This window comes from Streptomyces sp. CA-251387, assembly GCF_050936625.1.
Taxonomy (GTDB): Bacteria; Actinomycetota; Actinomycetes; order Streptomycetales; family Streptomycetaceae; genus Streptomyces.
Genome location: NZ_JBNJMJ010000001.1, coordinates 6662119 through 6677932 on the forward strand (window position 1 = coordinate 6662119; position 15814 = coordinate 6677932).

The window sequence follows — 15814 nt, forward strand, 5'->3', positions numbered from 1 at the left end:
CATGGGACACCGTGAGGATCTGCTCGAAGGCGCCAAGCGCTGCCTGCTGGCGAAGGGGTTCGTGCGCACGACGGCCCGCGACATCGTCAAGGAGTCGGGGACCAATCTGGCGTCGATCGGCTATCACTACGGCTCGAAGGACGCGTTGCTGGCGCAGGCGTACGTGGCGCTGGTCGAGGGGCTGGGCGACGCCTTCGAGGGCGACGGGACCGTCGGGCTCACCGCCGAACCGGGCTCGATCGAGCGGTTCCAAGAGGTGTGGTCGAACATCATCGGCACCATGCGGGAGCCCGGCTCGGTGTGGCGCCTCAGCGTGGAGATCATCGCCCTGGGCGACCAGCTGCCCGAGGTGCGCGACTATCTGTCGCGTGCCCAGCTGGAGGCCGGGCGCGGCATCATCCCGCTGCTCATGGGCGGGCGTGAGGAGGATGTCCGGGACGAGACCGTGGACACCCTCGGCAAGTTCTATCTGACGCTGATGACCGGACTCATCGCTCAGTGGACGTTCGACCCCGAGACCGCGCCCAGCGCCGCGGAACTCACCGAAGGCCTCCGCCAGGTGATCGAGGCCGCTACCCGGAAATGACCCGCCCCTCGCGCATCTCGATCACCCGGTCCGCCACATGCCGAACGACCGCCCGGTCGTGGCAGATGAAGAGGTAGCCGAGGCCGAGGGCGTCCTGGAGGTCGGCGAGCAGGTTCAGCACACCGGCGCGCACCGACGGGTCGAGGGACGACACCGGTTCGTCGAGGACCAGCAGGCGGGGCTCCGAGGCCAAGGCGCGGGCGATTCCCACGCGTTGGCACTGGCCGCCGGAGAGTTCGTGCGGGCGGCGGTCGCCGTACGACGGGTCGAGGCCGACCCGGTCGAGGAGTTCGGCCACCCGGGCGGGGCCGTCGGCGCTGCTCCAGCGGCCCTGCACCTTCAGCGGTTCGGCCACCGCGTCCCGGATGCGGTGGCGGGGGCTCAGCGACCCGTACGGGTCCTGGAAGACGGGCTGCATACGCGGGCGGAGCGGGCGCAGCTCGGGCTCGGTGAGGGTAGTCAACTCCCGGCCCTCGAAGCGGACTTCACCGGAGTCCGGGCGGCGCAGCTGGAGAACCGCGAGGGCCGTGGAGGACTTGCCGCAGCCGGACGGGCCGTTGAGGGCAAGGGTCTCGCCGGCGGCCAGGTTGAAGGAGACATGGTCGACGGCGGTGACGCCGCCGTAGCGGACCACGAGGTCGCGGACGTCGAGCAGAGCGTCGTCACTCATGCGGGCTGCCGCTCCTCTTCCTGTTCTTCTTCCGGTTCCTGGAACAACCGCTTTGCCGGGTGGGGGAGTTCCTGCCAGCGGTGGCAGGCCACCAGGCGTACCTCCACCTGCTGCGGCTCCGGTTCCGCCGTACGGCAGACGTCCGCCGCGAGCGGGCAGCGCGTGGCGAAGGCGCAGCCCGGTGGGAGCGCGCCGGGGGCGGGCGGGGTGCCGCGCAGGGCGGGGAGGCGGCGGCCGGGGGATGCGTGCTGAGGGAGGGAGGCCAGCAGGCCCGCGGTGTACGGGGCGCGGGGGCGGCCCAGCACCTCGTCCGCCGGGCCGAGTTCGGTGAGGCGTCCGGCGTACATGACCAGCACGCGGTCCGCGTGGTCCCGTACGACATCCATGTCGTGCGTGACCAGCACGAGCGCTGCCCCCACGGCTTCCCCCTGCTCGGCGAGCACCCGCAGCACCTGGTCGCGGCGCTCCTCGTCCAGGGCCGTGGTGGGTTCGTCGGCGACGACGATGTCCGGCTCGTTGATCGTCGCCATGGCGATGACGGCGCGCTGCCGCATGCCGCCGGAGTACTCGTGCGGATACGACCGTGCCTTGCGGGCGGCGTCCGGTATCCCCACCCGGTCGAGCGCGGCGACCGCCCGGGCCCGGGCCTCCTTGCGGGAGACGCGGGACACCGACCGTACGGCGGCGGCGAGTTGGTCGCCCACCGGGTGCACGGGGGAGAGGGCGGACAGGGCGTCCTGCGGGACGAGGGAGATACGGCGACCGCGGTGGGCCGCGAGGTCCGGCTCGATCGTCCCGCTCGTCGTCGCGCCCCGGGGCAGCATGCCCAGCAGCGCCCGGGCCGTGAGGGACTTGCCCGCGCCCGACTCGCCGACGATCGCGAGGACCTCGCGCGGCCGGACCTCGAAGGACAGACCGCGCACGGCCTCGACCCCGTCGAAGGCGATGCGGAGATCGTGCACCGACAGCAGCGCTTCGGAGCGGTTCTCAGGCTCCAACGGGGGCCTCCTTCCGTACGGCATCCGTCCCGCGCTCGCCGATCGGGCGGCCGGTCGTTTTCCGCGGGCGCCTCCCCTGGACCGCGGCCGCCCCCGACACCGCCAGTCCCGCCAGCAGGGCCAGCGCGACCGCCGGGGCGAGGGCCGCCCACGGGGCGCGTTCCACGTAGGCGCGGGACTCGTCGAGCAGCAGGCCCCACTCGGGGGCGGGCGGCTGGGCGCCCAGGCCCAGGAAGCCGAGGGACGCCAGGGCGAGGGCGATGCCGGGCAGGCGCAGCAGGGCGTGCCGGGCGACCGGGGCGGCGACGGACGGCAGGACGTGCCGGGTGAGGATCCAGAACGGGGTCGCGCCCATGGCCGGTTGGGCGGTCAGGAACGTCGACGCCCGCACCTCCTGCACCAGCGCGGCGGCGTGCGCGGACAGCGCCGGCCACGAGATCAGCGCGACCGCGAGGGCCGCGCCCCCGGTGCCGGGGCCGGTCGCCGCCGCGACCAGGATGCCGACGATCACCGGGGGAAGGGCGTTGGCGATGTCCGCCGCGCCCGCCGCGACGCCGGGCAGGAAGCCCAGCGCGAGCGCGATCAGCAGGCTCAGGGCGCAGATGGCGGCGGCCGTGCCGACCGTCGAGGCGGCACCGTGGCCGAGCCGGGCGAGTACGTCGCGGCCGAGGGCGTCGGTGCCGAGCGGGTGCGCCCAGGAAGGGGCGGCGAGGCGGGCGGCCGTGTCCACGGTGTACGGGTCCCGCAGCAGGCCCCAGCCGATGGTCACCGCGAGGACGGTGAACAGCGCCAACGGGATCGCCGGGTGGGTACGGACCGGGCGCGCCGGGGGCAGCGTCAGACCGGCGTCACGCAGGGCGGGGCCCAGCAGCCGACGCCGGGTGAGCGCCGCCGCCGCGCCGGCGAGCAGGCCGAGCAGCAGCAGGGCCAGCACCGAGCCCTGGAGCAGCGGCAGATCCTGCGACTTGGCCGCGCCCAGAGCCGTGCGGCCGATGCCGGGCACCGCGAAGACCATCTCCACCGCGACCGCGCCTCCGGTCAGGCCGACGGCGACCATCCCGAACTGCGGTACCAGCGGCGGCAAGACGCGCTTGAGGGCGGCCGCCGAGATCCTCGTACGGCTCACTCCCGCACCTCGCCACAGCTCCACCCACCGCTCGTCGAGGACGGCGGGCAGCGCGTCCGCGACCAGCCGCCCGAGCAGGCCGCCCGCCGGGACGCCGAGGGCGATCGCGGGCAGCACCAGGTACTCGGGGCCCGCCCAGCCGGCTGTCGGCAGCCATCCCAGCCACACTGCGCACACCAGCAGTGCGACGGTGGCCAGCAGGAACTCCGGTACGGCGGCCAGCATGGCGGCGAACGCCCCGGCCGACCCGCGCCCCCGCACCAGCACCGGCGCCACCAGTACGGCGGCCAGCACGACCGCCACGCCGAGCGCCGCGCCCATCAGGCCCAGCGACACCTGGAGCCCGGCGACGACGGACGGCAGGACGTCGTACCCCGACACCCAGGAGGTGCCGAAGTCGCCGCGCAGCAGGTCCGAGGCCCAACTCCCCAGCAGCGAAAGGGGGCCGGCGTCCAGGCCGAGGTCCTCGCGGATCGCGGACAGGGCCTCGCCGGTCGCCTCCTGCTCGGCCGAACGGGCGCGCAGCACGGTGAGCGCCGGGTCCTTGTGCGAGAGCCAGGGCAGCAGCCCGACCGTGGCCAGGACGGCGACGAGACAGACGAAGCGGGTCAGCCCGGCCGGGCCGGCCACCTTCCTTACGGCGGGTTTCACTTGACGTAGGTGTCCACCGTGACGAGCTCACGCTCGCGCGGGTCGTGGGCCGCGTCCACGACACCGGCGGCGTCGCCCTGGATGACCCGCTCGTGGAGCATGGGAATCGCCGCGTCCTTGGTGAGCACGGCGGCCTCGGCCTCGATGACCGCCCTGCGGCGGGAGTCGCCGGCCTTGGTCTCGCCGGCCTTCTTCAACTCGGCGTCCACGGAGGGGTCGGCGAGCTGGGAGATGTTGAAGGATCCGTCGGAAGCGAAGTCGCTGTACAGGTAGGCGACCGGGTCGCCGGAATCGAGGACGGTGGCGCGGGAGAGGATGAACGCGTCGAACTTGCCCGCCAAGGCGTCGGATTCGATGTTCGCGTACTCGCGGACGTCGAGCTTCACCTTGAATCCGGCCTTCTGCAGCTGCTGCTGCAGCGTGGCGGCGACCTCGGGCAGTTCGGCCCGGTCGGTGAAGGTGCCGATGGTGATCGTCGTGCCGTTCGGCTTGCCGGCCTCGGTGTGCTTGACGGGCGTGCGCAGGTCGGCCGCCCACGGCAGGGCGGGCCCGAGCAGCCCTTCGGCGACATCCGCCCGTCCCTCGTACACGCCCTCGACGATCGACTTGGCGTCGATCGCCTCCCGGGCGGCGGCACGCAGCGAGGCGTCCTTGAAAGCGCCCTTCTCGGTGTTCAGGTAGAGCGTGTTGGTGCGCGGCATCGGGACCTCGGTGATCAGGTCCTGGTCGAGGACGGCGGCCTGGGAGACCGGAATCGCCTCGACGATGTCGGCCTCGCCGGTGCGCAGGGCGGCGGCGCGGGCGGTCCCGTCCGGCACGAACGTGACGTCGATTCCCGGAGCCTTGGCCTTGCCGCCCCAGTACGCGTCGTAGCGGTCGAGGGAGGCGGAGGCGGTGCCGTTGACCTCGACCAGCTCGAAGGGGCCGGTGCCGGCGCCGACCGGGTTCACCGTCTTCCCGTTGTAGGCCTTGGCGGCCAGGATCGACAGCTGGGGCGAGCTCAGCCGCTGCGGGACGAGGGGATCCTCGGTGCCGGTGGTGACCGTGACCGTGTCGGTGTCCTCGGCCTTCGCGGTCAGCTCCACGCCGTCGAGGATGCGGGGCTTGGGGGAGGCGCCGGCCGCCTTGGTGAGCGACCGCACGACGGCCTCGGCGTCGAGCTTCGTGCCGTCGTGGAAGGTGACGCCGTCGCGTATCTCGAAGGTCCAGGTACGGCCGGACTGCTGCCACTCGGTGGCGAGGGCCGGCTGGGCGTCACCGTCCTCGTCGAGCTTCACCAGGGTCTCGGCGGTCGACCAGCGTGAGAGCTTGAACGCGTCGTCGCTCAGGGGGGACAGGCCGGAGCGGGGCGGCAGCATGTGCGCGACGCGGATGCGCTTGCCGCCCGCTTCGGTGCCCGCGGACGACTCCGCACCGGCGAAGCAGCCGGTGAGCAGCGCGGAGGCGGCGGTGAGGGCGGTGGCGGGGAGTAGGCGGGCGGGGTGGCGCACGGGACCCTCCGGGTAAAAGGGTGGTCAAGAGAGCGGTTGCTGCGAACCGTAGCATGATGACAATCATTTCCAATAATCCCGCCTGCCCTTCCGGGCTCGCCGGTCGGGGCGACCGCCGCTACCGCAGACCGTGGCGGCGCCGTTCCTCCGCGCTGAGCGCGCGACTGGCCCGGCTGCGGCCCCTGTCGATCAGGGTCTGCAGATCCGTGGCGACCGACCAGATGCGGACGGTCTGGTCCCGGGACGCCGTGGCCACCCGTGCGCCGTCCGGTGACCAGGCGACGCTTTCGACGCCGCCCGAGTGCACGCCGAGGATCAGCAGCTCCGCGCCCCGTTCGACGTCCCAGATCCGTGCCGTGCCGTCCGCGGAGCCGGTGGCGGCGAAACGGCCGTCAGGCGACCAGCAGACGTCCCGGACGGTGTCGTCGTGGCCGGTCATCGCGCGGACCTGACTTCCGTCCGCCGCTGTGTGGATCCGAAGGGTCCTGTCGTTCGACACGGAGGCGATGTGCGTACCGTCGGGCGACCATGCGACCGCCTGGACGAAGTCCGTGGGGCCGGTCAGGCAGTGCAGCTCGGCTCCCGTGTCCGCGTCCCAGATCCGCACCGTGCGGTCGACCGCGGCCGAGGCGAGGCGGGTGGAGTCCGGTGACCAGCAGACGTCGCGGATGAGGTCCTCATGACCGGCGAGCGTGTGCAGCAGCTCCCAGGTGGAGGCGTCCCACACCCGCACCGTACGGTCGTGGGCGCTGGTCGCGACGCGCGTGCCGTCCGGTGACCAGGCCACCCCCTCGACCCGGTCGGAGTGGGCCTGGACCGTGTTCAGCATCTGGCCGGTCGCGGCGGACCAGATGCGCATAGTGCGGTCGTTGGAGGCGGTGGCGATGAACTGGGCGTCCGGGGACCAGGCCACGTCCCGGACCGGGTCGCGGTGCCCCTCCAGGGTGTGCAGCCAGATGCCGTGCCGGGCGTCCCACACCCGGGCCGTGCAGTCGAAGGAGGCGGTGCTCAGCAGCCGCCCGTCAGGTGACCAGGCGGCCGCCTCGACCAGCGCGTCGTGTCCGCGCAGGACGACCACGTCGTCGGGGCGCATGAGGTCCCAGATCCGGCCGGAGCCGTCATTGGCGACGGTGGCGATGCGGGCGCCGTCGGGCGACCAGGCGACGTCGCGCACCACGCTCTGGTGCCCGTGCAGGGCCATCAGCTCGGCTCCCGTGGACGCGTCCCACACGCGGGCCGTGCAGTCGCTGGCCGCCGACGCGAGCCGGGTGCCGTCCGGCGCCCACGCGACGGACTGCACCAGGTCCTTCGCCGCCGGCAGGGTGAGCGCCGCCCGGCCCGCGGCGACGTCCCACACCTTGACCGTGTGGTCGTATCCCGCGCTGGCCAGCCGCCCGTCGGAGGACCACGCGACGGTGCGTACCAGTTCCTGGTGGCCGTCGAGCACGCCCACCAGGGTGCGGTCGGCCACATCCCAGATCCGCACCAGCCGGTCCTGCCCGCCGGTCGCCAGCCGGGCTCCGTCGGGAGCGAAGGCCACCGCGTGAACGAACCCGTCATGATCGGTCAGCACGGCGGTCTGCCGCGCGGTCACCGGGTCCCACAGGCGGACGGTCCCGTCCTGCGAGGTGGTCGCGATCACCGTCCCGTCCGGTGACCAGGCCACACCGCGGATCTCCGCGTCATGGCCGGTCAGCACCGCGGTGGCGGACCCGTCCTGAGCCGACCAGATGCGGGCGGTGCCGTCGTGGCCCGCGGTCACCAGCAGACGGCAGTCCGGGGACCAGGCGACCTCGTGCAGATAGCCGGAACCGGCGTCGACGACCCGCTCCACCGCGCCGTCCGTGGCCCGCCAGATGCGAACGGTGCCGTCGTAGCAGGCGGTCGCCAGACGCTGTCCGTCCGGGGACCACGCCACCCGCTGGAGGAGGCCCGTGTGCCCGGTCAGCGGAACGCACATACGGGTCGAGGCGAGCGCGCTGACCAGCGCCAGCCGGGCCAGATGGGTGTCCGCACAGTCCTCCAGCGCGGCCAGGGCCAGCAGCAGACCCGATTCGGGATCGTCCTCGACCGCCAGCAGAGCGCGCTGCGCGACCGTCTCCGACAGCCAGCGCATCGCCTCCTCGTCGGCCCGGCGGGAGGACTCCAGGAACTCGACGGCGACCGGCCGGGTGGCCACGGCGTCACACTGCCGGGACAGCCAGCCCAGCGCCCGGCGCAGACGCTCGTCCCGCAGCAGATACGACTCGCGTCTGCCGGCGGTGTCCCACTCCGTGGCCCAGCGCTCCACGTCGGCCGCCAGCGCCAGATCCTCCGCCGCCGCGTCGATGGACTGCCGGAGCGGCTGCCACTGCCGGAACAGCGCCTCGTGGGCCACCCGCAGAATCGGCTCGCTGCCGTCCCCGTCGCTCACCAGCAGCCGGTCGGCGAGGAACGCCTCGGTCACCGCCTGCTCCCTCGGCTGCAGAGCGTTCTTGGGCACCGGGCGTTGCGAGGGCTGGCCCTCGGTGATCGTCACGAACTTCAGCAGGGTCGGCAGCACCGGCGCGTCGGGATCGTCCGCGGTCAGGCCGGACAGGATGAGATCGGCCCGTTCGGTCAGCGCCCCGGCCACTCCACCGATCGCCTCGTACTCCTGAACGGAGATCTGCTGGGGCCGGTCCAGGTCCGGGACGAGGGCTTGCAGGGTGTAGGCCAGCAGCGGCAGGGCGTCGCCTCCACTCGCCTCGCTGACGATCAGATCCACCAGACCGGGTTCGAAGCCGATGCCCGCCCGGGCGGCCGGCTCCGCGACCACCTTGAACAGGGACCTGCGCGCCACCGGCCCGAGAAAGAACGTGTCGCGGAACAGGTGCGCATGGGGCAGGGTCCCCAGACGGGTGATGAACTCGGAACGGAAGGCGAACACGACCTTCAGCCGGTGGTCACCGTGCAGGGCCGCGTCGAGCAGACCGAGGAAGGCGTCCCGCTCCTCGTCGGTGACCAGGGTGAGCAGCTCCTCGGCCTGGTCGACGGTGATGACCACCGGGCGAGGGCCGCCGCGGTGCCGGCCGCGCATGGCGTCCAGGTGCCGGCTCAGGGCGGCGGCCCCCGTCCGGCGCAGTTCGGCCTCCACGGATGCCGCGGTGGTGACGGGCGACCCCGAGGCCAACGCCTGCGCCAGCCCGGCGAAGGGGTTGATGTCCGGCGTGAAGGGGCTGACGACGATCCACTGAGCCCGCCGCGCGAGCTGCGGCAGGAGGCCCGCCCGGAGGACGGACGACTTGCCCGCTCCCGACGCTCCGGTGACGACCAGGGTCTGCGAACTCTGTGTCCGCGAGGGCGGGTTGATCCTACGGCTGAGGGCGACGATCTCCTGGTCGCGACCGAAGAACACACTGCTGTAGCGCTCGTCGAAGGGTTCAAGTCCCGGGTAGGGGGAGAGCCGCTCGGACCAGGACACCGCTCTGGTCGTGACGGGCTGGTCGAACCTGCTGAGCCACCAGGTCAGCAGGATGAAGATCACGCCCGTGACCACCAGGGCGGAGACCGACCACCGTTGCAGGAAGGCGAGGAAGGCCGGCGGGTGCTCGACGTTGGTCGCATAGTTCATCGAGAGGCCCACGAGCACGGAGAGAACGCAGGACACCACCTGCATCGCCCGCGTGAGCACGTGCCGGTACACAAGGCCCCCCGAATTGGTCGGCGTCGGCGTACGAAGCGTGACAGTCGCGGTGAAGTATGCCCGGGCGCAAGGGAATTACAGCCGGCCGAGCGATCAATTCACACACGTTCGCCACCCCGGCCACGACGGAAGTCCCCACGCCTACAGGCGTGATCCCTTCAACGCCATGTGCAGCAGCAGCCGGTCCTCCCCGTCGTCCAGGTCCAGCCCCGTGAGCTGCTCGACGCGGGACAGGCGGTAGTACAGGGTCTGGCGGTGGATGCCGAGTTCGGCGGCCGTGCGGCCGGCCTGACCCGCGCAGTCCAGGTAGACCTCGGCGGTGCGGGCGAGTTCCTGGTGGGCGGGGGAGAGGAGCGGGGCGACCGCGGGATCGTGGGCCGTCCGCGGGGAGAGGGAGGTCAGCAGGCGGTACGGCCCGATGCGCGACCACTCGGCCACCGGCCCGAGCCTCGGCTCCGCCAGCGCCGCGCGGGCCGCGGCCGACGCCTCCTGCCAGACGGCGTTCAGATCGGCGAGGCCCGTGCGCGGTTCGCCGAGGCCGGCCGCCACCGGTGACCGGCCCTGAGCGGACGGCCGGGACGGCGTCTGGGCCGCCCCTTCCTTCAGCAGCCGGGACGCCGCCGCCAGCGCCGCCGTCCGCACCTCCGGCGAGCGCAGCCGGACGAGCACCGCGAGGCTCTGTCCGCTTGCGCCCCACGGGAGAGTGCACAGCGCCGTCGCGTGCGGCACCGTACGGACGGACGGGGCGTCGTCGGGGTCGGCCGACGGCCAGGGCGCCACGCAGACCACCGTATGGACGCCGTCCGCGCGCGGACCCAGCGCCGTGCGCAGCTCGGCCACCGCCATGTCCGCCTGCCAGCCGCCCTCGGCGGTCAGCACCGCCCGCAGCTCCCGGCTGAGATCCGCCCCGTGCTGCGCCTCGTCGGCGAGGAGCTCGCCGATGCGGGCCGTCACCTCCATCGCGGCCGTCAGCTGCTGCTCGGTCGGGCCCGGGTCGTCGTCCAGCAGCCAGACGTAGCCCAGGACGACACCCCGATGGCGTACCGGCAGGCAGATACGCCCCCGGTACACCCCGGCCTCCGGAGTCGGCGGGATCTGCACCGGCCCGGTCGCCCGCGTGATGCCGAAGCCCTCGAACCACCTCCGTACCGCGGCCGTGGAGCGGCGCGTCAGGATCGAGCGGGTGCGGACCGGGTCCAGGGCCGACGCGTCCAGCTCGCCCTCGCTGTCGTACGCGCCGAAGGCGATCAGCTCGAAGTCCCGGTTCTCCAGCGTCGCGGGGGCGCCGAGGAGCTCCGAGATCTCGTCGACCAGTTCCTGGTAGTCGCCTTTGTAATCGGCTGTCACTCGGGCATTCTCCCGCATAACCGCAGGGGCGTCATACATCTGTCTGAGATCTGCGGCACGGATGCGTGACAGCTGTCGATGGCCGACGATCGGAGGGATCCTTAGGTTTCACGGTGGTTCTCCGTGCCGTACCCGAATGGTTGGGATTCGGCCGCCTTTCTGCTGTCTGTGGAGGTGCCCCGTGCTGGGTCCCGTGATTCTCGCCGCGTCGCGCAGCGACCGGATGCGACGCCTGATCTCGGCGGCCCCGGTGACGAAGCAGGTCGTCGACCGGTTCATTCCCGGCGAGACGGTCGACGAGGTCGTGCCGATCATCGAGGACCTCACCGGCAAGGGCCTGGAGCTGACGATGGACGTCGTCGGCGAGGACATCACCCGCCCCGAGCAGGCCGAAGCCGCCCGGGACGCCTATCTGCGTCTCGTCGACCGGATCAAGGACTTGGAGCTCGGCGAGCGCGTCGAGATGTCCGTGAAGCTGTCGATGTTCGGGCAGGCCCTGGAGGGCGGCCACGAGCTGGCCCTCGCCAACGTTCGCCCCGTCGTCGAGGCCGCCGCCGCCATCGGTACGACCGTCACCCTCGACGCGGAGGACCACACCACCCTCGACTCGATGTTCGCCATCCACGAGGAACTGCGCAGGGACTTCCCGCAGACCGGCTGTGTCATCCAGGCCTATCTCTTCCGCACCGAGACCGACGCCCGCCGCCTCGCCGCGAACGGCAGCCGGGTGCGCCTGGTCAAGGGCGCGTACAAGGAGCCCGCCGAGGTCGCCTACCAGCAGAAACACGAGATCGACAAGGCGTACGTCCGGATCCTCAAGGTTCTGATGGAGGGCGCGGGGTATCCGATGATCGGGTCCCACGACCCGCGCCTGATCTCCATCGCCCAGGAGCTCGCGCGGCGCGCCGGGCGCAAGCCCGACGAGTACGAGTTCCAGATGCTGTACGGCATCCGCAGCGACGAACACCTGCGTCTGGCCGCCGAGGGCCACCGGATGCGCGTCTACACCGCCTACGGCACCGACTGGTACGGCTACTTCATGCGGAGGCTCGCGGAGAAGCCCGCCAACCTGCGCTTCTTCGTCCGCAGCATGATCACCAAGGGCTGAGCCCGCACCCGCTCGAGAACACCGCTCAAGTCAAGGAGTTACGGAACCCATGGACGCTGTGACCCAGGTCCCCACCCCCGTCAACGAGCCGGTGCACGGCTACGCCCCCGGCTCGCCCGAGCGCGCCCGGCTGGAGGCCAAGCTGAAGGAGCTGGCCGAGAACCCGATCGACCTGCCCTGCACCATCGGCGGCGAGAAGCGGCTGGGCGGCGGTGAGCGGTTCGACGTCGTGCAGCCGCACAACCACAAGGCCCGCCTCGGCACCTACGGCAACGCCACCCAGCAGGACGCCCAGGACGCCATCGACGCGGCCCTCGCCGCCGCGCCGGCCTGGCGTGCGATGTCCTTCGACGACCGCGCGGCGATCATCCTGCGCGCCGCCGAGCTGCTCGCCGGCCCGTGGCGCGAGACGCTGGCCGCCTCCACCATGCTCGGCCAGTCGAAGACGGCCCAGCAGGCCGAGATCGACACGCCCTGCGAGCTCGTCGACTTCTGGCGCTTCAACGTCAAGTACGCCCGTGACCTGCTCGCCGAGCAGCCCCCGGCCAACTCCCCGGGCGTGTGGAACCGCCTCGACCACCGCCCGCTGGAGGGCTTCGTCTACGCGATCACGCCGTTCAACTTCACGGCGATCGCGGGCAATCTGCCCACCGCGCCCGCGCTGATGGGCAACGTGGTCGTGTGGAAGCCGTCTCCGACCCAGACCCACGCCGCCGTGCTGCTCATGCAGCTGCTGGAGGAGGCAGGGCTGCCCAAGGGCGTCATCAACCTCGTCACCGGTGACGGCATCGAGGTCTCCAAGGTGGCGCTGGAGCACCGCGACCTCGCCGGCATCCACTTCACCGGCTCGACCAAGACCTTCCAGTACCTGTGGAAGACGGTCGGCAACAACATCGAGAAGTACCGCTCCTACCCGCGCATCGTCGGCGAGACCGGCGGCAAGGACTTCGTCGTCGCCCACCCGAGCGCCGACACGGCGGTGCTGAAGACCGCGCTGACCCGCGGCGCCTTCGAGTACCAGGGCCAGAAGTGCTCGGCGACCTCCCGGGCGTACATCCCGGCGTCGATCTGGAACTCCGGCTTCAAGGAGGAGTTCGCGGCCGAGGTCGACTACATCACCATGGGTGACGTCACCGACCTGTCCAACTTCATCGGCGCCGTCATCGACGAGCGCGCCTTCGCCAAGAGCAAGGCCGCCATCGACCGCGCCAAGTCCGACCCGTCCTGCACGATCGTCGCGGGCGGCTCCTACGACGACTCGGTCGGCTACTTCGTCCGCCCGACCGTCATCGAGTGCAACGACCCGGAGAACGAGGTCTTCACCACCGAGTACTTCGGTCCGATCCTCGCCGTGCACGTCTACGAGGACGACAAGTACGAGGAGATGCTGGACCAGATGGAGTCGGTGTCCGCCTACGCGCTCACCGGCTCGGTCATCGCGGGCGACCGCGCGGCGGCGGCGTACACGATGGACAAGCTGCGCTACGCGGCCGGCAACTTCTACATCAACGACAAGTCGACCGGCGCCGTCGTCGGCCAGCAGCCCTTCGGCGGCGGCCGCGCCTCCGGCACCAACGACAAGGCCGGCGCCCCGCAGAACCTGATGCGCTGGACGCTGACCCGCGCCATCAAGGAGACGCTGGTCCCGCCGACCGACTACACCTACCCGCACATGGGCTGACGGTCCGTCAGCATGCGGCGAGGGGCCGGGCGCACGCCCGGCCCCTCGCGCTGTCGAGGCGAGCTATTCGGCGATCTCCGTCCGCTCCCACCACTCGTACACGGTCAGCGCTCCCTCCGGCGTGTTCGTCTGCCGTGACGTCGGCCTGAAGTGCTCGTATCCACCGCGGAGCTTGATCTTCACATCCGGGCCGGGGGACGGGGTCGGGACGATCCGTTCGGGCAGATCGTCCGGGCCGCCTTCGAGGAACACCTTCGCCGTGTCGTTCATGACGTCAGCGTTCCCCTCGTCGTGGCCGTCCGTCCCGTGCCGCCCGGATCATCAGCCGAGTGGGCGATCCGCTGTCAGCTCCGTCCCTTGCGCGTGATGATGAAAGCGCAGGTCAGCGGCTTGTGACCTACTCCCCCGTCTCAGATAGTAGGAAGTCCGAGTAATTGTGGAGACAGATGCCCCGTCCTCGCTTAGCTTTGTAGAAGCCGAACGTCTCGCTCGATCAAGCGAATGGCGGTCGTGAGCCGGGCCCCGTGCAGGCAACCCCTGCGGCACCGCTCCCCGCCCCACCCGGCGTCTCGTAACCCCTTGTTGCACTCCAGGATTGCCGAAGGAGTCGATTTCCCATGGCCGAGACGACCGCCCGCCGTCGAGTCCGTCACCTCTCCCGTACGAGCGAGTCCGACCGCAAGAACGCCGCGGCTGCGCTCCAGCGCGCGCTTGACCGCCGGGACAACGGCGGCGCGACCGGTCACCAGGCCGCGTAGCGCTCCGCTGGATGCCGCGATGGGCCCTCGTGCGTCTGCGGCGCCGTTGTGGCTGGTCGCGCCCACGCGGCGGAGCCGCATATCGATACAGCCCAGCGCCCCCTTCAGGGGCGCTGCGCCTCCGGTCGATCAGGCGCCGCGCCGCACCTCGAAGTGATCGACGCGCTCGCCGTCGGGCGTCAGTGCCGACACCTTCAGCCGGGGCTTCGCTCCGCTCTCCGCCTCCACCGAGAGGAAGGAGAAGCCGCGGTAGCGCACCCGCGACCACTGGACGCTCTCCGCCTTGGTCTCGCGTGACCTGGTCCACTTGAAGGAGTCGACCGACTCCCGCTCGGTGACATGGCCCTCGTAGCTCTCCTCGACGCCCTTCGGGAAGCCGTACAGGTCCTTGCCGCCGCCGCCCGCCGTGACGTACACGATCCCGTCGCGCGTCGGGTCCGTCGTCGCGCCGATCGGGACCTGCGCGCCGACCTCGCCGTTCAGGATCGCGTCGGTCCGCTCGTACACATGGTTGTGCCCGTTGATCACCAGGTCGACCTGGTGCTTGGCGAAGAGCGGCACCCACTCGGCGCGGATGCCCCCGTCGGAGGCGTGCGTCGACGTCGAGTAGGCGCAGTGGTGGAAGAAGGCGACGACGAAATCGACCGAGAGGTCGGCCCGCAGCTCGCCGAGCGTGCGGTCCAGCCACTTCGTCTGCCGTCCCTCCGTGTAGCCGAGGTTGGCGGGGATCTCGTACGACACGTCGTTCGCGTCCAGCGCGACCACGCCGACGTTGCCGTACGTGAACGCGTACACCCCCGGCGCCGTACGCGGGTCGAAGCCGCTGTCCGGGAGGGAGAAACGGGCGAGCTGGCCGCCGTAGCCGTCCGGCGAGTACCAGGCCTCCATGTCGTGGTTGCCGGTCGTCACCATCCACGGCACCGACTTCGCCACCGGCTCGGTCTGCTTGAGGAAGACGTCCCACATGCCCGCCTGGAACGCGTCCGAGTCCTTGCCCTTGCCGGTCGGGTTCGCGTAGCAGATGTCCCCGGCGTGCAGATGGAAGGCCGGGTTCTGGCGCAGCAGGGCGCGGTCGTTGTCGGCGGCGTGCATGCCGACCCCCTGGTCGCCGAACGCGGTGAACACGAACCGCTCGGGCGGGGACGCGGGCGCCGTGCGGAAGGAGGCGATCGTGGACCGGTTTCCGGGGGAGGCCGGGTCGAAGCCGTCGTGTCCGGCGCCGTAGTAGTACGTCGTGCCGGGCCGCAGGCCGTCCAGGGCCGCGTGCAGGTAGTACTGCTCCACCGCCGCGCTCACCCCCGCCACCTCCGGGGTCTTCAGGTCGCGCAGCTCCGCCTCGATCCTGCGGTCCAGGTCGTCCGGGCGCAGACCGATCCGGACGTACGGCTTCTTCACCGCGGCCGGCACCTGCCAGGAGGTCCGCATCTGCGTCCTGGGGTCGGCGCCGAAGGCGAGGTGGCGGCCGAAGGGGGTCGCGGCGGAGCCCGGCACCTTGGCCGGCGGGGAGGCGGACGCCGAGTGGCCGGTCGCCGTACCCGCCCCCGAAGCCGAGCAGCCCGTCAGCAGCCCGCCCGCCACGGCGCCCGCGGTCACCAGCGTGCGACGCCGGGTCAGTTTCGTACGCAGGTACTCGTGCTGCTCCGCCATGCTCATACGGCGGGCCAGCTGGGGAGGGATGCCGAAGTCGGGGATGTCCATGGAAGGGAACTTCCCAGCGCAGGCCAACGCCCGCCCC

General features: G+C 71.8%; 12 protein-coding genes. 4 read left to right on the top strand and 8 right to left on the bottom strand.

From position 1 onward, the window contains the following. Nucleotide 1: 1 nt before the first annotated feature. Complete coding sequence (locus tag ACQEV2_RS29990; protein WP_433048193.1) at nt 2–586, top strand: TetR/AcrR family transcriptional regulator; 585 nt, start codon at nt 2–4, stop codon at nt 584–586. On the opposite strand, the gene ACQEV2_RS29995 is transcribed toward ACQEV2_RS29990, so the two are convergent. The 6 genes from ACQEV2_RS29995 to ACQEV2_RS30020 form a co-directional block, all read right to left on the bottom strand. Next, on the bottom strand, nt 573–1256 hold the full coding sequence (locus ACQEV2_RS29995) for an ATP-binding cassette domain-containing protein (RefSeq protein ID WP_433048196.1): 684 nt from the start codon (nt 1254–1256) through the stop codon (nt 573–575). The genes ACQEV2_RS29990 and ACQEV2_RS29995 overlap by 14 nt on opposite strands. Next, the gene (locus ACQEV2_RS30000; RefSeq protein ID WP_433048199.1) at nt 1253–2254 is read right to left on the bottom strand and encodes an ABC transporter ATP-binding protein; all 1002 of its coding nucleotides are present in this window, start codon (nt 2252–2254) and stop codon (nt 1253–1255) included. Before ACQEV2_RS30000 ends, ACQEV2_RS29995 begins: the two co-directional genes overlap by 4 nt. Beyond that, complete coding sequence (locus ACQEV2_RS30005) at nt 2244–4031, bottom strand: ABC transporter permease subunit (RefSeq protein ID WP_433048202.1); 1788 nt, start codon at nt 4029–4031, stop codon at nt 2244–2246. The genes ACQEV2_RS30000 and ACQEV2_RS30005 overlap by 11 nt, the downstream gene beginning before the upstream one ends. Further along, nucleotides 4028–5521 carry an ABC transporter substrate-binding protein gene (locus tag ACQEV2_RS30010; RefSeq protein ID WP_433048205.1) on the bottom strand — a complete coding sequence of 498 codons (1494 nt, stop codon included), beginning with the start codon at nt 5519–5521 and terminating at the stop codon, nt 4028–4030. Before ACQEV2_RS30010 ends, ACQEV2_RS30005 begins: the two co-directional genes overlap by 4 nt. 118 nt (nt 5522–5639) lie before the next feature. Further along, nucleotides 5640–9113, bottom strand: coding sequence for an NACHT and WD repeat domain-containing protein (locus ACQEV2_RS30015; RefSeq protein ID WP_433048208.1), 3474 nt, complete (start codon nt 9111–9113; stop codon nt 5640–5642). A gap of 213 nt (nt 9114–9326) precedes the next feature. After that, on the bottom strand, nt 9327–10550 hold the full coding sequence (locus tag ACQEV2_RS30020; RefSeq protein WP_433048211.1) for a PucR family transcriptional regulator: 1224 nt from the start codon (nt 10548–10550) through the stop codon (nt 9327–9329). A gap of 163 nt (nt 10551–10713) precedes the next feature. On the opposite strand from ACQEV2_RS30020, the gene ACQEV2_RS30025 reads away from it, so the two are divergent. Beyond that, complete coding sequence (locus ACQEV2_RS30025) at nt 10714–11640, top strand: proline dehydrogenase family protein (protein ID WP_433048214.1); 927 nt, start codon at nt 10714–10716, stop codon at nt 11638–11640. Between the two features lie 49 nt (nt 11641–11689). Further along, nucleotides 11690–13321, top strand: a complete 1632-nt coding sequence (gene pruA, locus ACQEV2_RS30030; protein ID WP_433048217.1) for an L-glutamate gamma-semialdehyde dehydrogenase — start codon at nt 11690–11692, stop codon at nt 13319–13321. Between the two features lie 63 nt (nt 13322–13384). Here the strand turns inward: pruA and ACQEV2_RS30035 are convergent, their stop codons facing one another. Beyond that, complete coding sequence (locus ACQEV2_RS30035) at nt 13385–13591, bottom strand: DUF5988 family protein (RefSeq protein ID WP_433048220.1); 207 nt, start codon at nt 13589–13591, stop codon at nt 13385–13387. Nucleotides 13592–13938: 347 nt separating this feature from the next. On the opposite strand from ACQEV2_RS30035, the gene ACQEV2_RS30040 reads away from it, so the two are divergent. Continuing rightward, nucleotides 13939–14079 carry a hypothetical protein gene (locus ACQEV2_RS30040; RefSeq protein ID WP_107083653.1) on the top strand — a complete coding sequence of 47 codons (141 nt, stop codon included), beginning with the start codon at nt 13939–13941 and terminating at the stop codon, nt 14077–14079. A 129-nt stretch (nt 14080–14208) separates the two neighbouring features. On the opposite strand, the gene ACQEV2_RS30045 is transcribed toward ACQEV2_RS30040, so the two are convergent. Then, on the bottom strand, nt 14209–15777 hold the full coding sequence (locus ACQEV2_RS30045; RefSeq protein ID WP_433048223.1) for a purple acid phosphatase family protein: 1569 nt from the start codon (nt 15775–15777) through the stop codon (nt 14209–14211). Nucleotides 15778–15814: the final 37 nt, after the last annotated feature.